The 13124-nt window shown below is 69.5% G+C and carries 13 protein-coding genes; 6 read left to right on the top strand and 7 right to left on the bottom strand.

Annotation, left to right across the window (positions count from 1 at the left end):
• Positions 1-148: 148 nt before the first annotated feature.
• Positions 149-583, top strand: coding sequence for an Hsp20/alpha crystallin family protein (locus tag ACFQ9Z_RS25190; RefSeq protein WP_383022827.1), 435 nt, complete (start codon positions 149-151; stop codon positions 581-583).
• A gap of 316 nt (positions 584-899) precedes the next feature.
• On the opposite strand, the gene ACFQ9Z_RS25185 is transcribed toward ACFQ9Z_RS25190, so the two are convergent.
• Both ACFQ9Z_RS25185 and ACFQ9Z_RS25180 read right to left on the bottom strand, forming a co-directional pair.
• Positions 900-1151, bottom strand: coding sequence for a hypothetical protein (locus ACFQ9Z_RS25185; protein WP_383022825.1), 252 nt, complete (start codon positions 1149-1151; stop codon positions 900-902).
• 515 nt (positions 1152-1666) lie between these two features.
• On the bottom strand, positions 1667-1864 hold the full coding sequence (locus ACFQ9Z_RS25180) for a hypothetical protein (RefSeq protein ID WP_383022822.1): 198 nt from the start codon (positions 1862-1864) through the stop codon (positions 1667-1669).
• Positions 1865-2546: 682 nt separating this feature from the next.
• On the opposite strand from ACFQ9Z_RS25180, the gene ACFQ9Z_RS25175 reads away from it, so the two are divergent.
• Positions 2547-2780: a GntR family transcriptional regulator gene (locus ACFQ9Z_RS25175; RefSeq protein ID WP_383022819.1), complete on the top strand. Its 234-nt coding sequence runs from the start codon at positions 2547-2549 to the stop codon at positions 2778-2780.
• 5 nt (positions 2781-2785) lie between these two features.
• Here the strand turns inward: ACFQ9Z_RS25175 and ACFQ9Z_RS25170 are convergent, their stop codons facing one another.
• Positions 2786-3361 carry a hypothetical protein gene (locus ACFQ9Z_RS25170; protein ID WP_383022816.1) on the bottom strand — a complete coding sequence of 192 codons (576 nt, stop codon included), beginning with the start codon at positions 3359-3361 and terminating at the stop codon, positions 2786-2788.
• Positions 3362-3455: 94 nt separating this feature from the next.
• Here ACFQ9Z_RS25170 and ACFQ9Z_RS25165 point away from each other — a divergent pair, with 94 nt between their 5' ends.
• On the top strand, positions 3456-3689 hold the full coding sequence (locus tag ACFQ9Z_RS25165; protein ID WP_383022814.1) for a hypothetical protein: 234 nt from the start codon (positions 3456-3458) through the stop codon (positions 3687-3689).
• Between the two features lie 47 nt (positions 3690-3736).
• On the opposite strand, the gene ACFQ9Z_RS25160 is transcribed toward ACFQ9Z_RS25165, so the two are convergent.
• Entirely contained in the window at positions 3737-3925 is a 189-nt protein-coding gene (locus tag ACFQ9Z_RS25160; RefSeq protein WP_383022812.1) for a hypothetical protein, read from the bottom strand.
• A 907-nt stretch (positions 3926-4832) separates the two neighbouring features.
• On the opposite strand from ACFQ9Z_RS25160, the gene ACFQ9Z_RS25155 reads away from it, so the two are divergent.
• Positions 4833-5252 carry a hypothetical protein gene (locus ACFQ9Z_RS25155; protein ID WP_383022810.1) on the top strand — a complete coding sequence of 140 codons (420 nt, stop codon included), beginning with the start codon at positions 4833-4835 and terminating at the stop codon, positions 5250-5252.
• Between the two features lie 219 nt (positions 5253-5471).
• A complete protein-coding gene (locus ACFQ9Z_RS25150) occupies positions 5472-5975 on the top strand; it encodes a DUF2267 domain-containing protein (RefSeq protein WP_383022808.1) in 504 nt (167 codons plus the stop codon).
• A 348-nt stretch (positions 5976-6323) separates the two neighbouring features.
• On the opposite strand, the gene ACFQ9Z_RS25145 is transcribed toward ACFQ9Z_RS25150, so the two are convergent.
• On the bottom strand, positions 6324-6866 hold the full coding sequence (locus tag ACFQ9Z_RS25145; RefSeq protein ID WP_383022805.1) for an MOSC domain-containing protein: 543 nt from the start codon (positions 6864-6866) through the stop codon (positions 6324-6326).
• Positions 6867-7229: 363 nt separating this feature from the next.
• On the opposite strand from ACFQ9Z_RS25145, the gene ACFQ9Z_RS25140 reads away from it, so the two are divergent.
• A complete protein-coding gene (locus ACFQ9Z_RS25140; protein ID WP_383022802.1) occupies positions 7230-8651 on the top strand; it encodes a protein kinase in 1422 nt (473 codons plus the stop codon).
• A 51-nt stretch (positions 8652-8702) separates the two neighbouring features.
• Here ACFQ9Z_RS25140 and ACFQ9Z_RS25135 read toward each other — a convergent pair whose 3' ends face one another.
• Together ACFQ9Z_RS25135 and ACFQ9Z_RS25130 are read right to left on the bottom strand one after the other, a co-directional pair.
• Positions 8703-11828 carry a DUF3427 domain-containing protein gene (locus ACFQ9Z_RS25135; RefSeq protein WP_383022799.1) on the bottom strand — a complete coding sequence of 1042 codons (3126 nt, stop codon included), beginning with the start codon at positions 11826-11828 and terminating at the stop codon, positions 8703-8705.
• A gap of 204 nt (positions 11829-12032) precedes the next feature.
• On the bottom strand, positions 12033-13064 hold the full coding sequence (locus ACFQ9Z_RS25130) for an SEC-C domain-containing protein (protein ID WP_383022797.1): 1032 nt from the start codon (positions 13062-13064) through the stop codon (positions 12033-12035).
• Positions 13065-13124 lie beyond the last annotated feature (60 nt).

Genomic DNA, 13124 nt, shown 5'->3' with positions numbered 1-13124 from the left:
CGTCTGCGTTCACTACCTGGTCCGAGGCTAGCGCGCGCCCGCTCGGCTCCGACAAGCTGAGTCGAGGCTTGTCAACTTTACGGCTCCGGGCTATATAAGAAGACGTAGGGCATCGCACCCCGGTACCTGATGAGAGGAGTGAGCCGTGATGCTCATGCGTACGGACCCGTTCCGTGAATTCGACCGACTCGCGCAGCAGGTCTTCGGCGCCCCCGCCACTGCCGGCCGCCCGTCGGCCATGCCCATGGACGCCTACCGCTCCGGTGACGACTTCCTGGTCCACTTCGACCTTCCCGGGATCGACCCCGAGACGATCGAGCTGGACGTCGAGCGCAACGTCCTCAACGTCCGCGCCGAGCGCCGCAGCCCCGCACCGCAGGACGCCGAGATGATCGTCGCCGAGCGCCCGGCCGGCACCTTCACCCGTCAGCTGTTCCTCGGCGAAACCCTCGACACCGAGCGCATCGACGCCTCGTACGAGGCCGGCGTCCTGACCCTGCGCATCCCGGTGGCCGAGCAGGCCAAGCCGCGCCGCATCCAGATCAGTGGCGGCGACAGCGACCGCAAGCAGATCACCGGCTGACCGGAACCCCGGCCGCATCCCAAGCGCCCCGTGGCCCCGAACGGGGGCCCGGGGCGCAGCCGTTCACCCGTGCCCGTCCGCCCACCGGCCCGCCGCGCCCGGGGCGGACGTCCCACACCAGCCGCAGCACACCTGTTTCCGGGCGCACCGCTCTGGCTCCGATCCGGTTCCGGCTGGCCATCGCCGCATAACGTCACCGGGTCGTAGAGCACGAGGCCACGGGCGGTATCTCCCGTGGCCTCTCGTGTGCCCGCCGGGCACCGTCCCGGGGACGGGGTCCCGTGCGCTCCGAGACCCCACGGGAGGCCGGGATGGGCTACGCGGCGGCGGGAGGCTGCCGCTCGGCGTCCTCCAGGCAATCCGGTTCCTCGACGTTCTCCGCCTCCGGAAGCGGAAGCGGCTGCTCGTCGACCTCTGGCGTCCTACCGCCCTTGTTCCTGAACCGATCGACGGCGTCGCGCACTTTCCCAGCGGAGTCGATGACGTCCGGGAGCTGGTCCAGTAGCCCCTTCATGGAGAAGAGGAACATGGAGGCCACACCAGCTACGGCCATGATCGCGATCATCATTGCCCCGTCCAACGTTCTCGGTACCTTCCGATTCGGGTGACCGAGCGGGGGCTCATGCGCAGGGCAGTCCTCAGCTCGGCCACAAATACGTGGCTCGAACTGAGAAGCCCTGCGTCCGACGTATCGCCGGGATCTCAGTCGGCAGGACCTAGGCCCCACCGTAGATCGGTAAACTAAAGATCATAACGCAACAGGTAAGCCCAGACCCCATACCGCTACGGCTGACCGACATCGGATGAGCAGCTGATTCTCGACTAGAACCATCCGCTCAGCGGCCCGCCCACTGACTGGTCTCGCAGGGCTAGTGCGGACACACGCCAAGAACGGCAAAAGCGATCTTGCTTCGGTGCCCGAAGAGAGTTCGCAGCTCCACTCAGGGCACGTCCACGAGCATAGCGCACCAATCGCCAATAAGGCCCCGGTGTAGGCGCATTGGGTGTTGAGCTGCAGGAACGACACCACCCCCGCTGCGCAATCCACAGCGGGGGTGGCGAGGTGGTGGCGGAACCGGCACCCTATGCGGCCATGGGCGGCTCCTCATCGTCCGCTGGAGGCGGCAGTTCGGGCCGCTTGAAGCGGTGCCATTCGTCGCGCACGTTCCCGGCGGACTTGATCACGTCCGGGAGTTGGTCCAACAACCCCTTCGTGGCGAAGAGCAGCACAGAGGCCACGCCAGCGATGGCGAGAATGATGATGATGGCCGCGCCGTCCACCGATCCTTACCTTCCCTGTCATGGGTCGGATCGGGTGCGCAGGCAGCCTCGATCCGAACCCTTCGGTTCGGACCGAGACACCCGCGCTGACGCACGAACGCGCAAATGTTCTCGGGCAGGCCGACAAGCGTCAGCCCGTTGGAGCAAGGTGGAACAGTCCCACGTCTTCTCGCTGCGGCTTGGCGTGCGCCGGACCGTGTCATGGTCCCGCAAACCTACGAGTGCGCGGGCAGACGGCCAGCATCACGCTGAACGTCCCCCTGCAGGGACCATCCCGGTCCCTGACATCTCCATTTTAGCGCAGATACGTAGGTCGTTGGGGAGTAAGTCGGTCCCGGATAGGCCGAATTGGTCCGGGACCGGTGGCGCGTCGCGTCAGAGGCGCGTTGGCCGGCTCGGGTTGCGGAAGTTGTTATCCCGGCAGCGGTGGCACTCGCACAGGGGCCACCGTGTGTCGATGAGCGGCAGGTTCGGGATGGTGTCCACCGACCACTCCCGTGCGCTGACCTCCTCGGTTTCCCCGGTGACGCCGTCGATCCTGTACACCCGAATGCTTAACCCGGCCATCAGGGCCCCCTCATCGCTCTGACCAGTAGGTATCGCGGTATCAGGGTATCGCGATCTCGCGTTATCGCATAAAACCGCGGTAGCGCGGGTGACTGCGTGGTCATACGTTCGCGACGTGAGTGACCTTGATCGATCCCGCCCGGTGTGGCGGCAGGTGGCCGAGATCATCAGCAAACGGATCGCCGACGGGACCTATCCGCCCGGCAGTCGGGTGCCGGGGATCGTCGAGCTGAGCGCCGAGTTCGGCATCGCCGCGTCGACGGCACAGAAGGCGCTGGCGCACCTGCGGGGGACCGGCGAGGTGCGCACCGAGCTGGGCCTCGGCACGTTCGTCAGCGACTCGAAGTAGGCCGGCTAACGTCGGCGGGACCGTGGAGCGGCAAGCGTGGCCGCTTCACGGAGCGCCACTTCAAGGCGCTCGTCGGCGGCCTTGGACTCCTCAACGGTTTTGGTGACGGCGGCCACTGCTGCGTTGATGTTGCGCTGCCTCCTCGGCCTGTCGCTCTCCGGGCCGGTATCTGAAAGTGCAAACTCCAACCGCATGAGGTGGCGCAGCGAGTTCCAGAACGCGTTATTCGACTTGCTGTACGCCTGCACAAGGTCCGGCGTCGTGTAGAGCGTCAGCTTGGTGACGACCAGCCGGAACTGGTCGTCCTGGTGACCCGGGTCGAGACTTTCCGGGCTGAAGCCGGTCGGCACCTGCCGTTGGGACCAGGCAGTGTCGCGCGTCTTGCCGTGGGCAAGCATCTTCCGGTGCGCTTCCTCGATGGCGTCGGCTCGACGCTCCCAGACCTTGAAGGCGCTCTCGCGGTCACGGGTCGCCCGCTCGGTGAGGCGGGCGGATGCGATGGTGGCCACCGCTCCGATGACGGTTCCCGCGATCCCGGCACCGGTACTGATCAGGGCGAGAGCAACAGGTGTGATCGTCACATCGTGAGCGTAGGCATGAACGAGGCTGTATGCAGGGGCTCCGGCTGTCTGAAGGAGCCTCCGGCGTGACGCCGAGTGTGGGAGTTTGTTGGCCATGCAGCTCTTACACATTGAGGCGTACGTCGGCGACAGGTGGCAGCGGGTCGTACGACTGGGTGACTACGAGCCGCCTGCGGACGGCAGTTGGGACGATGACCTGATGGCCGAACTTCGAACCTTCTTGGCGGCCAACCTCGGCCCGTTCTGGATCGAGACCGTGGACAACCCGCACGGCGTCCTGTTCGGACCCGGGGTGCCTCGGCTGTTCCGGCTAACCCCCGCCGCCTGACGGCGAGGCCCCGGAGAGCAGCATGGCTCTCCGGGGCCTCCGCGCGTTCAGGCGGCTCCCCCTGACAGCACACCGAGCGCGCCCAGCACTGCGAGGGACAGTGTCATGACGCCGATGAACGCCCCGCCCCCGAAGAGAACAGCGTCACGGTGGCGTGCTCCTGGCTTGTGGCTCAGATAGCCCGCCAGGATGCCAAGGAGGGCGGAGAGGAGCGCGCAGATCACGACGATCAGCACCTTTACACCGAGAGGGAGATTCAACGGTCCGATTGCCTTTCCCATGGCGCTCGGACCGGGTGTCAGACCTCAGCCCGACCGCCACGTGACACACGTGTGGTCTAGCTGAGGCCCACCGACGTCTGGGGCTCATTGGGGATGGCCTGGCCAGAGCCGCCGGGTAGCCGTTCTCCCTTTTGTGCTGGCACATATTGCGACGCGCAGCCGCCGTGCGGCCGCTGACCTGAGACGTCGGACTCAAGCTCGCGATGTAACCCTGTGGGGCCGCTGGCCCCCTGCTACTGGCAACTCTACCCGAAATGCACCGTGTTGAAGGGGATGCGCCGTGGCGGGCGTCTCCGGGAGCCTCGTGCGGGCGGGTGCGGAGACGCCCCGGGCGGGCACGAGAGGCCGCCGGAGACCCCACGGGAGGCCGGGACGATATATGCCCGGCAGTGCTGGCCGGAGTGCTGGACGGCCGGGTGCCGGGTTAGCGGCCTCGACGTCAGCCGGCGGTCACCTCTCGTGCTTGGCGAGTCGCCGAGGCGAATGGCATTTACTTCGACGGGTCGAGGATCGAACCCGCGATGAAGGCGTTGAGGACGAGGATCGCTGAGCTGAAGGAAGGTCAAGCTGGAATCGCCCTCGGCCTGCACGAAGACATCGCAGTGGCCCGAATGCTCCTGCGTACCGCCCGCACGCACCGAGATTACGCTTTCGCCGCCAAGTCGATCAGTGACCTTACCCAGTCCGCCTAGCGCATGACCCCCGAGGTTTCCGACCAAGAAGAGTTGGAAGAGGCTAAGGGCTCGTTGGCCGAGTTCCTTCGACAACATGCGCGCGGTCCGCGACGGATTCGAGGCGCAGCACGGCGTGCCATTCGACAGCGAAGAGGCGCGCCGAATCATTGAGCAGGAGGAGAACGAAGGTGAGCAATCGTGATTTCAGCGAGGCCGTGCAGGGGCCGAGGTCGACAGGCGGCCCGAGCGTGGAAGAGCTGCGGGCGGAGATGTACGGCGGGCAGGTGGCCGGGCGGTTCTTCTACCGGGAAGGCCGGACCCCGCTGGACTGGGCGGTGGTCCGGGGCGAGTCGATCCCGGGCGACGGCACGATGACCGAGGACCAGGCCGCTGAGATCCGGAAGGCTGCCGGGGTCGGGCACGAGAACCTGCACGCCCTCCAGGCCGCCGAGTCCTACGTGGACCGGCACGACCCGGTCACCGGCCACGAGATCCGGACCTATGGGGACGGCCGGGTCGTGGATCTGGACGTCGAGGAGAACCAGCCGCAGAGGTCGGACCGGGTCGAGTACCCCCGGGTCTGGTACGGGGACGACCCCGCCGCGTAGCCGCAGCCAGATCGGTGCGCGGAACAGGCGTCAGGGCGCGCATGAGCTGCCCGCAGCGCACCGGCGGCACGGACCCCACCGACCGCACCGGCAGCGCGGGCAGCACGGACCGCATGCCACCACTTGCCGCACTTTGGCCGAATTGCAGCCCATGCACGCCGCGTCAGGGGGTACCGGGCTTTCGGTGTCCCGAAGTGTTCCCGAGGAGGATCCAGCACGATGACCGTGACGACCCCGCAGCCGAGAACGACCATCCCCGCCCCCGCTCCCGCCGCGGTTCCGTCATTGCGTCCGCTCGCCCCGGAGTCCGGCGCCGACGACGCGCGCTGGGAGGAACTCACCGAGGCGGTGCGCGAGGCCGGTCGTTACCCGACGAAGGCCGAGGCCGAGCGAGTCACCCGTACCGTCCTCACCGCCCTGGGCGGTCATGTGACCGGTGAGGAGCGGGTCGCCCTCGCCCAGGCCCTGCCCAGGCAGGCGGGCGCCCTGGTCGCCTCCCAGATCCCCGCGAACACCCCGTTGTCCGCACGCGAGTTCGTCGAGGCCGTGGCGGACCACCTCGACGAGGACGCCACCCCGGCCACGGCCCGCTGGGACGTCACCTCGGTCCTCGGCGTCCTGGCGGACACCGTGGGCGAGCCCCTGACGACCCGGGTCCTGAGCCAGCTCCCCCCGGGCTACGCCCTGCTGTTCGGCCGCGCGGACCTCGCCGCCACGGCTTAGGGCCTCTCGTCCGGACCACGCCGGATCCGGACGAAAAGACCCTGGGATCCCTCCGCCTGCTTCCCGGCCTCCCTCCCGCCTCCGGGCGCCGCACCACCACCGCTGTCGTCCATCCGACGACCGCCGACGGCGGCGCCCGGCACCGACGCGACGGCCGAGCAGCCGGACCGACGCGACGGCCGGGCAGCCGGACTGGGCGGTCAGACGTGCGGACGGCCGGACGCCGACCAAGCGGCTGCACGCCGACAGAGTCGACCGGACGCGAACTGAGTCGGCCGGACGCGAACCACGTCGGCCCGACGCCCTAGCCCGGCGGACGGCAGCAGAGCCGCCCGCGCCGCCGGGCGGTCAGACCCGCTCGAGCGCCCGGTGCGGCCCGTCGGGCAGCTCCACGGAGATGGCGTCCCCGGCGCGCACGACGCCGCCCACCTTCACCACACCCATGACCCCGGCGCGGTACCGGACGCGCCCGTCCGCGTCGCGCCCGACGACCTGCTTCAGCAGCCCCCGCTGGAAGCCGTCGATCTGGAGGCACGGATTGCGCAGTCCGGTCACCTCCACGACGGCCTCGTCACCGATCCGCAGCAGCGCCCCGGTGGGCAGTCCCAGCAGGTCGATCCCCCGGGTGGTGATGTTCTCGCCCAGTTCCCCGGCCGCCACCCGGAACCCGCTCGCCCCGACCTCCTCGAACAGCTCCTCGTGGATGAGGTGCACCTGCCTGAGATTCGGCCGCGTCGGGTCCTGGGCGACGCGCGACCGGTGCTTCACCGTCACCCCGGCGTGCACGTCCCCTTCGACCCCGAGGCCGGCGAGCAGGGTGATCCGCTCCCGGTTGGGCTTGGTGAAGGAGTACTCGCCGTTGCTGCTGACGGCGGTGACGGTCGCGCTCATCGCGGAACCCCCCGTATCGGCTCTTCGTCACAGGATCCACCCAGAGCCTAGCGGCGGTCCAGGGCCGTTCGACCGCCCGGCCGCTGGGCGCACTTCACGCCCCGGCCGCCCGGCGGACCCCGGCCACCGCCACGCCGCCCCCCGAACCCGCGACTTCGTCCGGATACCTGACACGTGCTCGGGTACCCGCCTCGAAGTACGGCCTATGGCCGAGTCCGGCATGAGGTGACAGCAACGGAGACTTAGATGAAGGCCAGCCGAACGGCAGTCCAGCCGACCCCCGCGCCGGTCACAGCGGAACCGGGGTCCACTCACGTCCTGACCGGACGCTACCGGTTGGGCGAGAGAATCGGGTCGGGCGGCATGGCCGACGTCTACGAGGCCGTCGACACGCGCCTCGGACGACCCGTGGCCGTCAAGGTGTTCCGGCCGGGCCCGGGCCCGCAGACCGAGGAACGTCTCACCGCCGAGGCCGTCCTCCTGGCCCGCCTCCAGCACCCCGGACTGGTCACGGTCTACGACTCCGGCCGCCAGGACGGCCGTACGTACCTGGTCATGCAACTGGTCGAAGGCCCCACGCTGCACAGCGTCCTGGAGAGCGGCCCCCTGCCCGAGGGACGCGTGGCGGCGCTGGGCGCAGGCCTCGCCCGGGCGCTCGCCCACGTCCACCGGGCCGACATCGTGCACCGCGACGTCAAGCCGTCCAACGTCCTGCTGGACTCGGCCGGCGAACCCCACCTGGCCGACTTCGGCATCGCGCTCCTCGCGGACGCCACCCGCCAGACGGCACCCGACGTGCTGACCGGCACCGCCGCCTACCTGGCTCCCGAGCAGGTAGAGGGCGGATGCGTCGGACCGGCCGCCGACGTCTACGCGCTCGGCCTGGTCCTGCTGGAGTGCCTGAAAGGAGAGCTGGAGTACCCGGGCACCCCCCTGGAGGCCGCGGTCGCCCGCCTCCTGCGCGCTCCCGAACTCCCCGCCTGGCTCTCCCCTGAACTTGCGGCCCTGCTGCGCACCATGACCGCCAAGGACCCCGGGGCACGCCCCGACGCCGAACAGTGCGCGCAGACCCTCGCGGCCCTGAGCGCGCACAGCGCCCCGCGCCCGCTGCCGCTCACGGCACCCTCCGCGGCCCACGCGACGGGCGGGGCGGCGACCCGCCCGGCCCGCACGGAAGAACTGAGGACGGCGGCAGCGGCACGCCCCGGCCGCGCGGACGCACCCGCGGCCGCGGCCACCGGACGGCAACCCGCCAGGGCTGCCGACGGCCGCCGGCACAGCCGCCGCCTGGCGGTGGGCACGGCCCTGGCCGCCCTCTCGGTGACCCTGGGCACGGCCTTCTCCGTGTCCCCGGGCGCAGGCGGTACCGGCAACGACCGAGCCGACGCGACCTCCACCGCAACGGCCCCCGACCACCCGGCGTCCGGCAAGGACGGCAAGGCCGGCACGGCGATACCGGGCGGCAAGCCCAGCACGGCCCCGCCGGCCGCTCCCCGGCCCGCCTCCCGGCCGGTCGGCTCAACACCCGCCCGGCCCACCCCCGGGACGTCCGGCCCGCCCACCCCGGCCGCCTCCCACGCCCAGCCCGCCTCCAGGACCCTGCCCTCGCCCTCCCGGACGGCCGCGACGCCCGACACATCCCCCGACACCAGCAGCACCGCCCCCGCCCCCCAAAGCCCCTCCGCCCACCACCCCGGCAACACAACCCACCCGTCCCACGCCAGCCCGAGCGCCCCTGGGCAGACCAAGCAGCCTTCGGAGTCGACGTCACCGGAGGAGGAGTGAGGCCGGGCCGCCGCAGGGCCTCGTGGCCTGTCAGCGTTGCCCGAAACGGTGCTATCCGGTGGCGATCGCCGAATAGCTCCAGACGTCCGCCGGAAGTCGGTGCTCCAGGCGCCAGGTGATCGCCATCGGCTTGCTGCCTGTGTGATCCTCGAAGGTGGCCGGGCCGAGGAGCATCCAGGGCTGGGACTTGCCTATGTCCGTGCTCTTGTAGCGGCGCATGAACAGCAGGACGTGGCTTCCGCGCTGCTTGTGCTGCCGGTACCGCAGGCCGGTTGGGGAGTCCTCAGCCGTCGAGTTCTGGGACTCCCAGTGGAAGAGCGTCGGGCTCAGCGCGTAGTCCTTGTAGCGGACCGTGGGTGAGAAGTCCTTCTCGTTCTTCTCCAGCGTGATCAGCAGCGCGTCCGTCCGCAGCTCCTCTACCCACTGCACACCCTGTGCGAAGGTTCGCGGCATCTGCCCGCCGAAGCGGGCCACTCCGAGGGCGGCGAGGATCTCGGAACGGTTGTACGCGCTGTGGACCCTCAGCGGAACGTGGCTGAAGCTGCCGGACAGCCGGATCGGGAGGTGGTCCGCCTGCTCCATGACGTGTGACAGCACCTGCCGCAGTTCGTCACGGAGCACCCGCTGCGCACGCAGGGACTCGAGACCCTCCTGGTAGCTGGTGAACCCGCCCGCGTTGTCCCAGAGGTTGAAGAAGAGCATGCGTGCGTACGACTGGTCCTCCGGAAGCAGTTCGTCGTACGACGGAGCGCCCTCTTCGAGGAGCCGGAGGTAGGCGGCGGCGCGTTCCGGGTCGTCGACGTGGAGGAACGCGTGGACCCGCTTGAGTAGCGCTTCCTCACCCGGGGCGGGGGGCTGCTCGATCATGCCGGCCCGCCGAAGGACGGTCGTCCAGGAGTTGTCGCTCTTGTAGAGCTCCTTGATCTCCCGGCGGCTCTCGCGAAGGTAGTCCGCGAGGCGGGAGGTGTTGTACGCCTTGACCTCGCTCGCCAGCGTCCTCACGGTGGCGCCCAGCTGCGTCCGGATGTTGTCCAGCACGAGATCCTTGGACTTGCCCTCGAGGATGATCTGGCAGCCGGACGGGAGCTGCGGGAAGTCGTGCTTTATGTGCTCGACGAGCCGGTTCCGCGAAAGGTTCGTCAGGGCCCGGAACTGCTCCTCGAAGCGGAACTCGGCGCGGTGTTGCCCGATGAAGTCGAGGACGGTCAGTACGGGCTTCGTCTCGGTGCGCCGCAGGCCTCGCCCCAACTGCTGGAGGAAGACGGTGGCGCTGTTGGTGGGGCGGAGGAGGAGCAGAGTGTCCACGTCGGGGATGTCCAGCCCCTCGTTGAACAGGTCGACCGAGAAGATCACCTGAAGCTTCCCCTCGCGCAGCTCGGAGAGGGCTCGGTCGCGCACCGCGGCCGGGGAGTCGCTGTCGAGCGCCACGGCCTCGAACCCGGCCTGGCGGAGGAAGTCCGCCATGAAGTGGGCGTGCGCCTTGGTGACACAGAAACCCAGTGCTCTCATGGCACCGGGGTTGGAGACCTTGTCCCGGACCTGCTTCACCACGATCCGGGCACGGGCATGGTTGCCCGTGTAGAGGTTGCCGAGTTCCTGGTCGGCGTACGCACCCTTCTGCCAGCCGAGGTTCGTCAGATCCGTACCGTCCGGGATGCCGAAGTAGTGGAAGGGGCAGAGCAGGTCGTTCTCCAGGGCCTCCCACAACCGCATTTCGGCGGCGATCCGGCCGTCGAAGAACTCGTCCTGGACGTTTCGCCCGTCCATCCGCTCGGGCGTCGCGGTGAGGCCCAGCAGCTCGCGCGGAGTGAAGTGGTCGATGACCCGGCGGTACGTGGCGGCGGTTGCGTGGTGGAACTCGTCGATGACGATGACGTCGAAGTGCTCGGGTGCCAGTTGCTCAAGCCTTGAGACGTTGAGCGACTGGACGCTGGCGAACACGTGCTCCCAGGCGTGGGGTTCCGTGCCGGCGTGCAGCAGTTCGCCGAACGAGGCGTCGTCCAGGACCTCTCGGTAGGTGCGCAGCGACTGCCGGAGAATCTCCTTGCGGTGTGCCACGAACAGCAGCCTCGGCCGTCCGCCCTTCGACGCCCGGCAAAGTCCCCGGTAGTCCAGAGCCGCCATCACGGTCTTGCCGGTGCCGGTCGCCGCGACCAGCAGGTTCCGGTGCCGCCCCTGAATCTCCCGTTCGACGGTGAGCCGCTCCAGCATGTCCCGCTGATGCGGGAAGGGCCGTACCTCTAGGCCGGAGAGGTTGATCTTCAGGTCGGAGGACGAAGTGCTGCCGCCGGCCTGGGCCAGTGCCCCGTCCAGACGCTCACCGTGCAGGTCGGGGTCGTACGTCTCGAAGGCCGTGTCGTTCCAGTACGCGTCGAAGGTCGCCTCGAACTTGTCCAGCACCGCGGGTGTCGCGATCGAGGAGAGGCGGACGTTCCACTCCAGGCCGTCGAGCAGCGCGGCCCTGGAGAGGTTGGAGCTGCCGACGTACGCCGTGTCGAAGCCCGTTTCGCGGCGGAACAGCCACGCCTTGGCGTGCAGGCGGGTGGAACGGATCTCGTAGTTCACCTTGACGGTGGCACCGAAGTCGCGGACCAGGCGGTCGAGCGCGTGGCGGTCGGTGGCACCCATGTAGGTGGTTGTGATGACCCGGATCGGCACGCCTCGCTCCCTGGCGGCGCGCAGAGCGTCCTCGAGAACCCGGATGCCGTACCACTTCACGAACGCGCAGAGCAGGTCGATGCGGTCGGCCGTGGCCAGCTCGGCCCGCAGCTCGGAGCCGAGACTGAGGTCTTCCGGAGAGTTCGTGAGCAGCGATGTCTCGGAGAGCGGGGTGAGCGGCCGGATCGCGTACGCTCCGGGTGCCTCCTGCCTGGCCAGGGCGAGCAATTGCCGTGGGCCTTCTGTGACCGCGCTGATCGCCTCCGGACCGCTCTGCGCGGAGGTGCCTGCGCTCAGGGACGTCAGGATCTGGTTGGCGAACCGAACCTGCTCGGCGGGTGGAAGCTGATTGAGCCTGCGAGCCACCACCTCACCGATGTGACGGGCAAGCACACGGGGTGCCGACTCGGCGCTGACTTCCGCGTCAACCGCCTTCCACCCCACGGCCTCGAGCTGTCCGAGTGCCTTGCGCACATCCTCGGTAATCAGCTGCTCGTACACGCCGGCCACCGGCTGCATCTGTCTCCCCGGCTCCGCCACCCTGACCCCCTCGACCACTTTCAGTGGGCATCTGTTCTAACAGGAGGCACTGACAGAGTGGGAAGGGGAGGGCCCTACGGGTTAACGCGTGCCCCGTGCACCTTCCCCCTCCGCCAGCCCGGGGGCCACGCAAGGGAGAGAACCCTTCGATCAGCTCCGAACGGGACGTCGTAACGGTGGGCGTCAGAAAGCGGCCGCCGGCTCCGGAACTCCGTGGCACTCGCCGTAAGTCCGTCCCGACCCGCACCAGCAGGAGGCCGTGCGCTGTGGGGGCCAGGCGATGGCTCGGCCGCGGGCCGCGAGGGTCGTCGCGTACTGGGGGAGGAGGGTCGGGTCGGACGGGCTCGTGCCCTCCGAGGCGGCGAAGGCCTCGTAGGACGGGACCGTGCCGGTGACGATGCCCAGGTTGGGGGTGCCCGAGGACGCCAGTTCGCGGAGGGAGGCCTCTATGGTCGCCAGGTGGGCGTCGTGGGAGGGGTACTCGGTGGCCAGGTCGGCGTAGGCCGCCAGCAGTTCCGCCAGTTCGGCCGCCGGCCAGTGCAGGACCGCCACCGGGAAGGGACGGGAGAGCGCCTCCCGGTAGGCGCCCAGCTCGGCGTTGAGGCGGGAGATCTCCGCGGCCAGCTCCGCCGGGTTGTCCGAGCCCAGGGACCAGACCCGCTTCGGGTCGTGGAGCTCGTCCAGGGAGACGGGGGAGGTGTGCAGGGTGTCCGCGAGGGTGTCCCAGTGGTCGTGGGGCAGGCCCAGCATGCGGCGGACACGGTGGCGGCCGTAGAGGAGGGGGTGCGTGGCGTAGGGGGGTTCGGTGCCGTCCGGCAGGAGGAGGCCGGCCGCCTGCGTGAAGGTCTGTTCCGCCGCCTCCAGCTCGTCGTGCGACTCCAGGGACTCGGCGACGATCACCCAGGGGGCCGGGTCTCGGGGAGCCGACGCGCGGATGCCGTCGATGATCGCCCTGGCCTCCGCCTCGTGGTCGTACTCCCAGAGGTTCGAGGCCTTCAGGGCGCGGACGAGGTGGGGGTCGTCCAGTCCGTCCGCTGAGGAGAGCAGGCGGTCGTAGAGCGTGGTCGCGGCGGGGCGGTCGCCGGACAGTTCCAGGTGGGCCGCGGCGCGCAGGAGCAGGGCCTCGGCGTCCTCGGGGTACATGCCGGCGGTCCGCTCCAGGCGTGCCGCTTCGGCGGTGTGGTCGACGTTCTCGGCAGGCGTGTCGGGGCGCATGGGTGACACCGTACTGCCGACCGGTGACACGGGTGGAGTACGTGGGGTGCCGGCGGGCGC

Source organism: Streptomyces sp. NPDC056580 (genome assembly GCF_042793175.1).
Classification (GTDB): Bacteria; Actinomycetota; Actinomycetes; order Streptomycetales; family Streptomycetaceae; genus Streptomyces.
The sequence above is the reverse complement of the archived record's forward strand: the minus strand, read 5'-3'. Positions and strand labels throughout refer to the sequence as shown.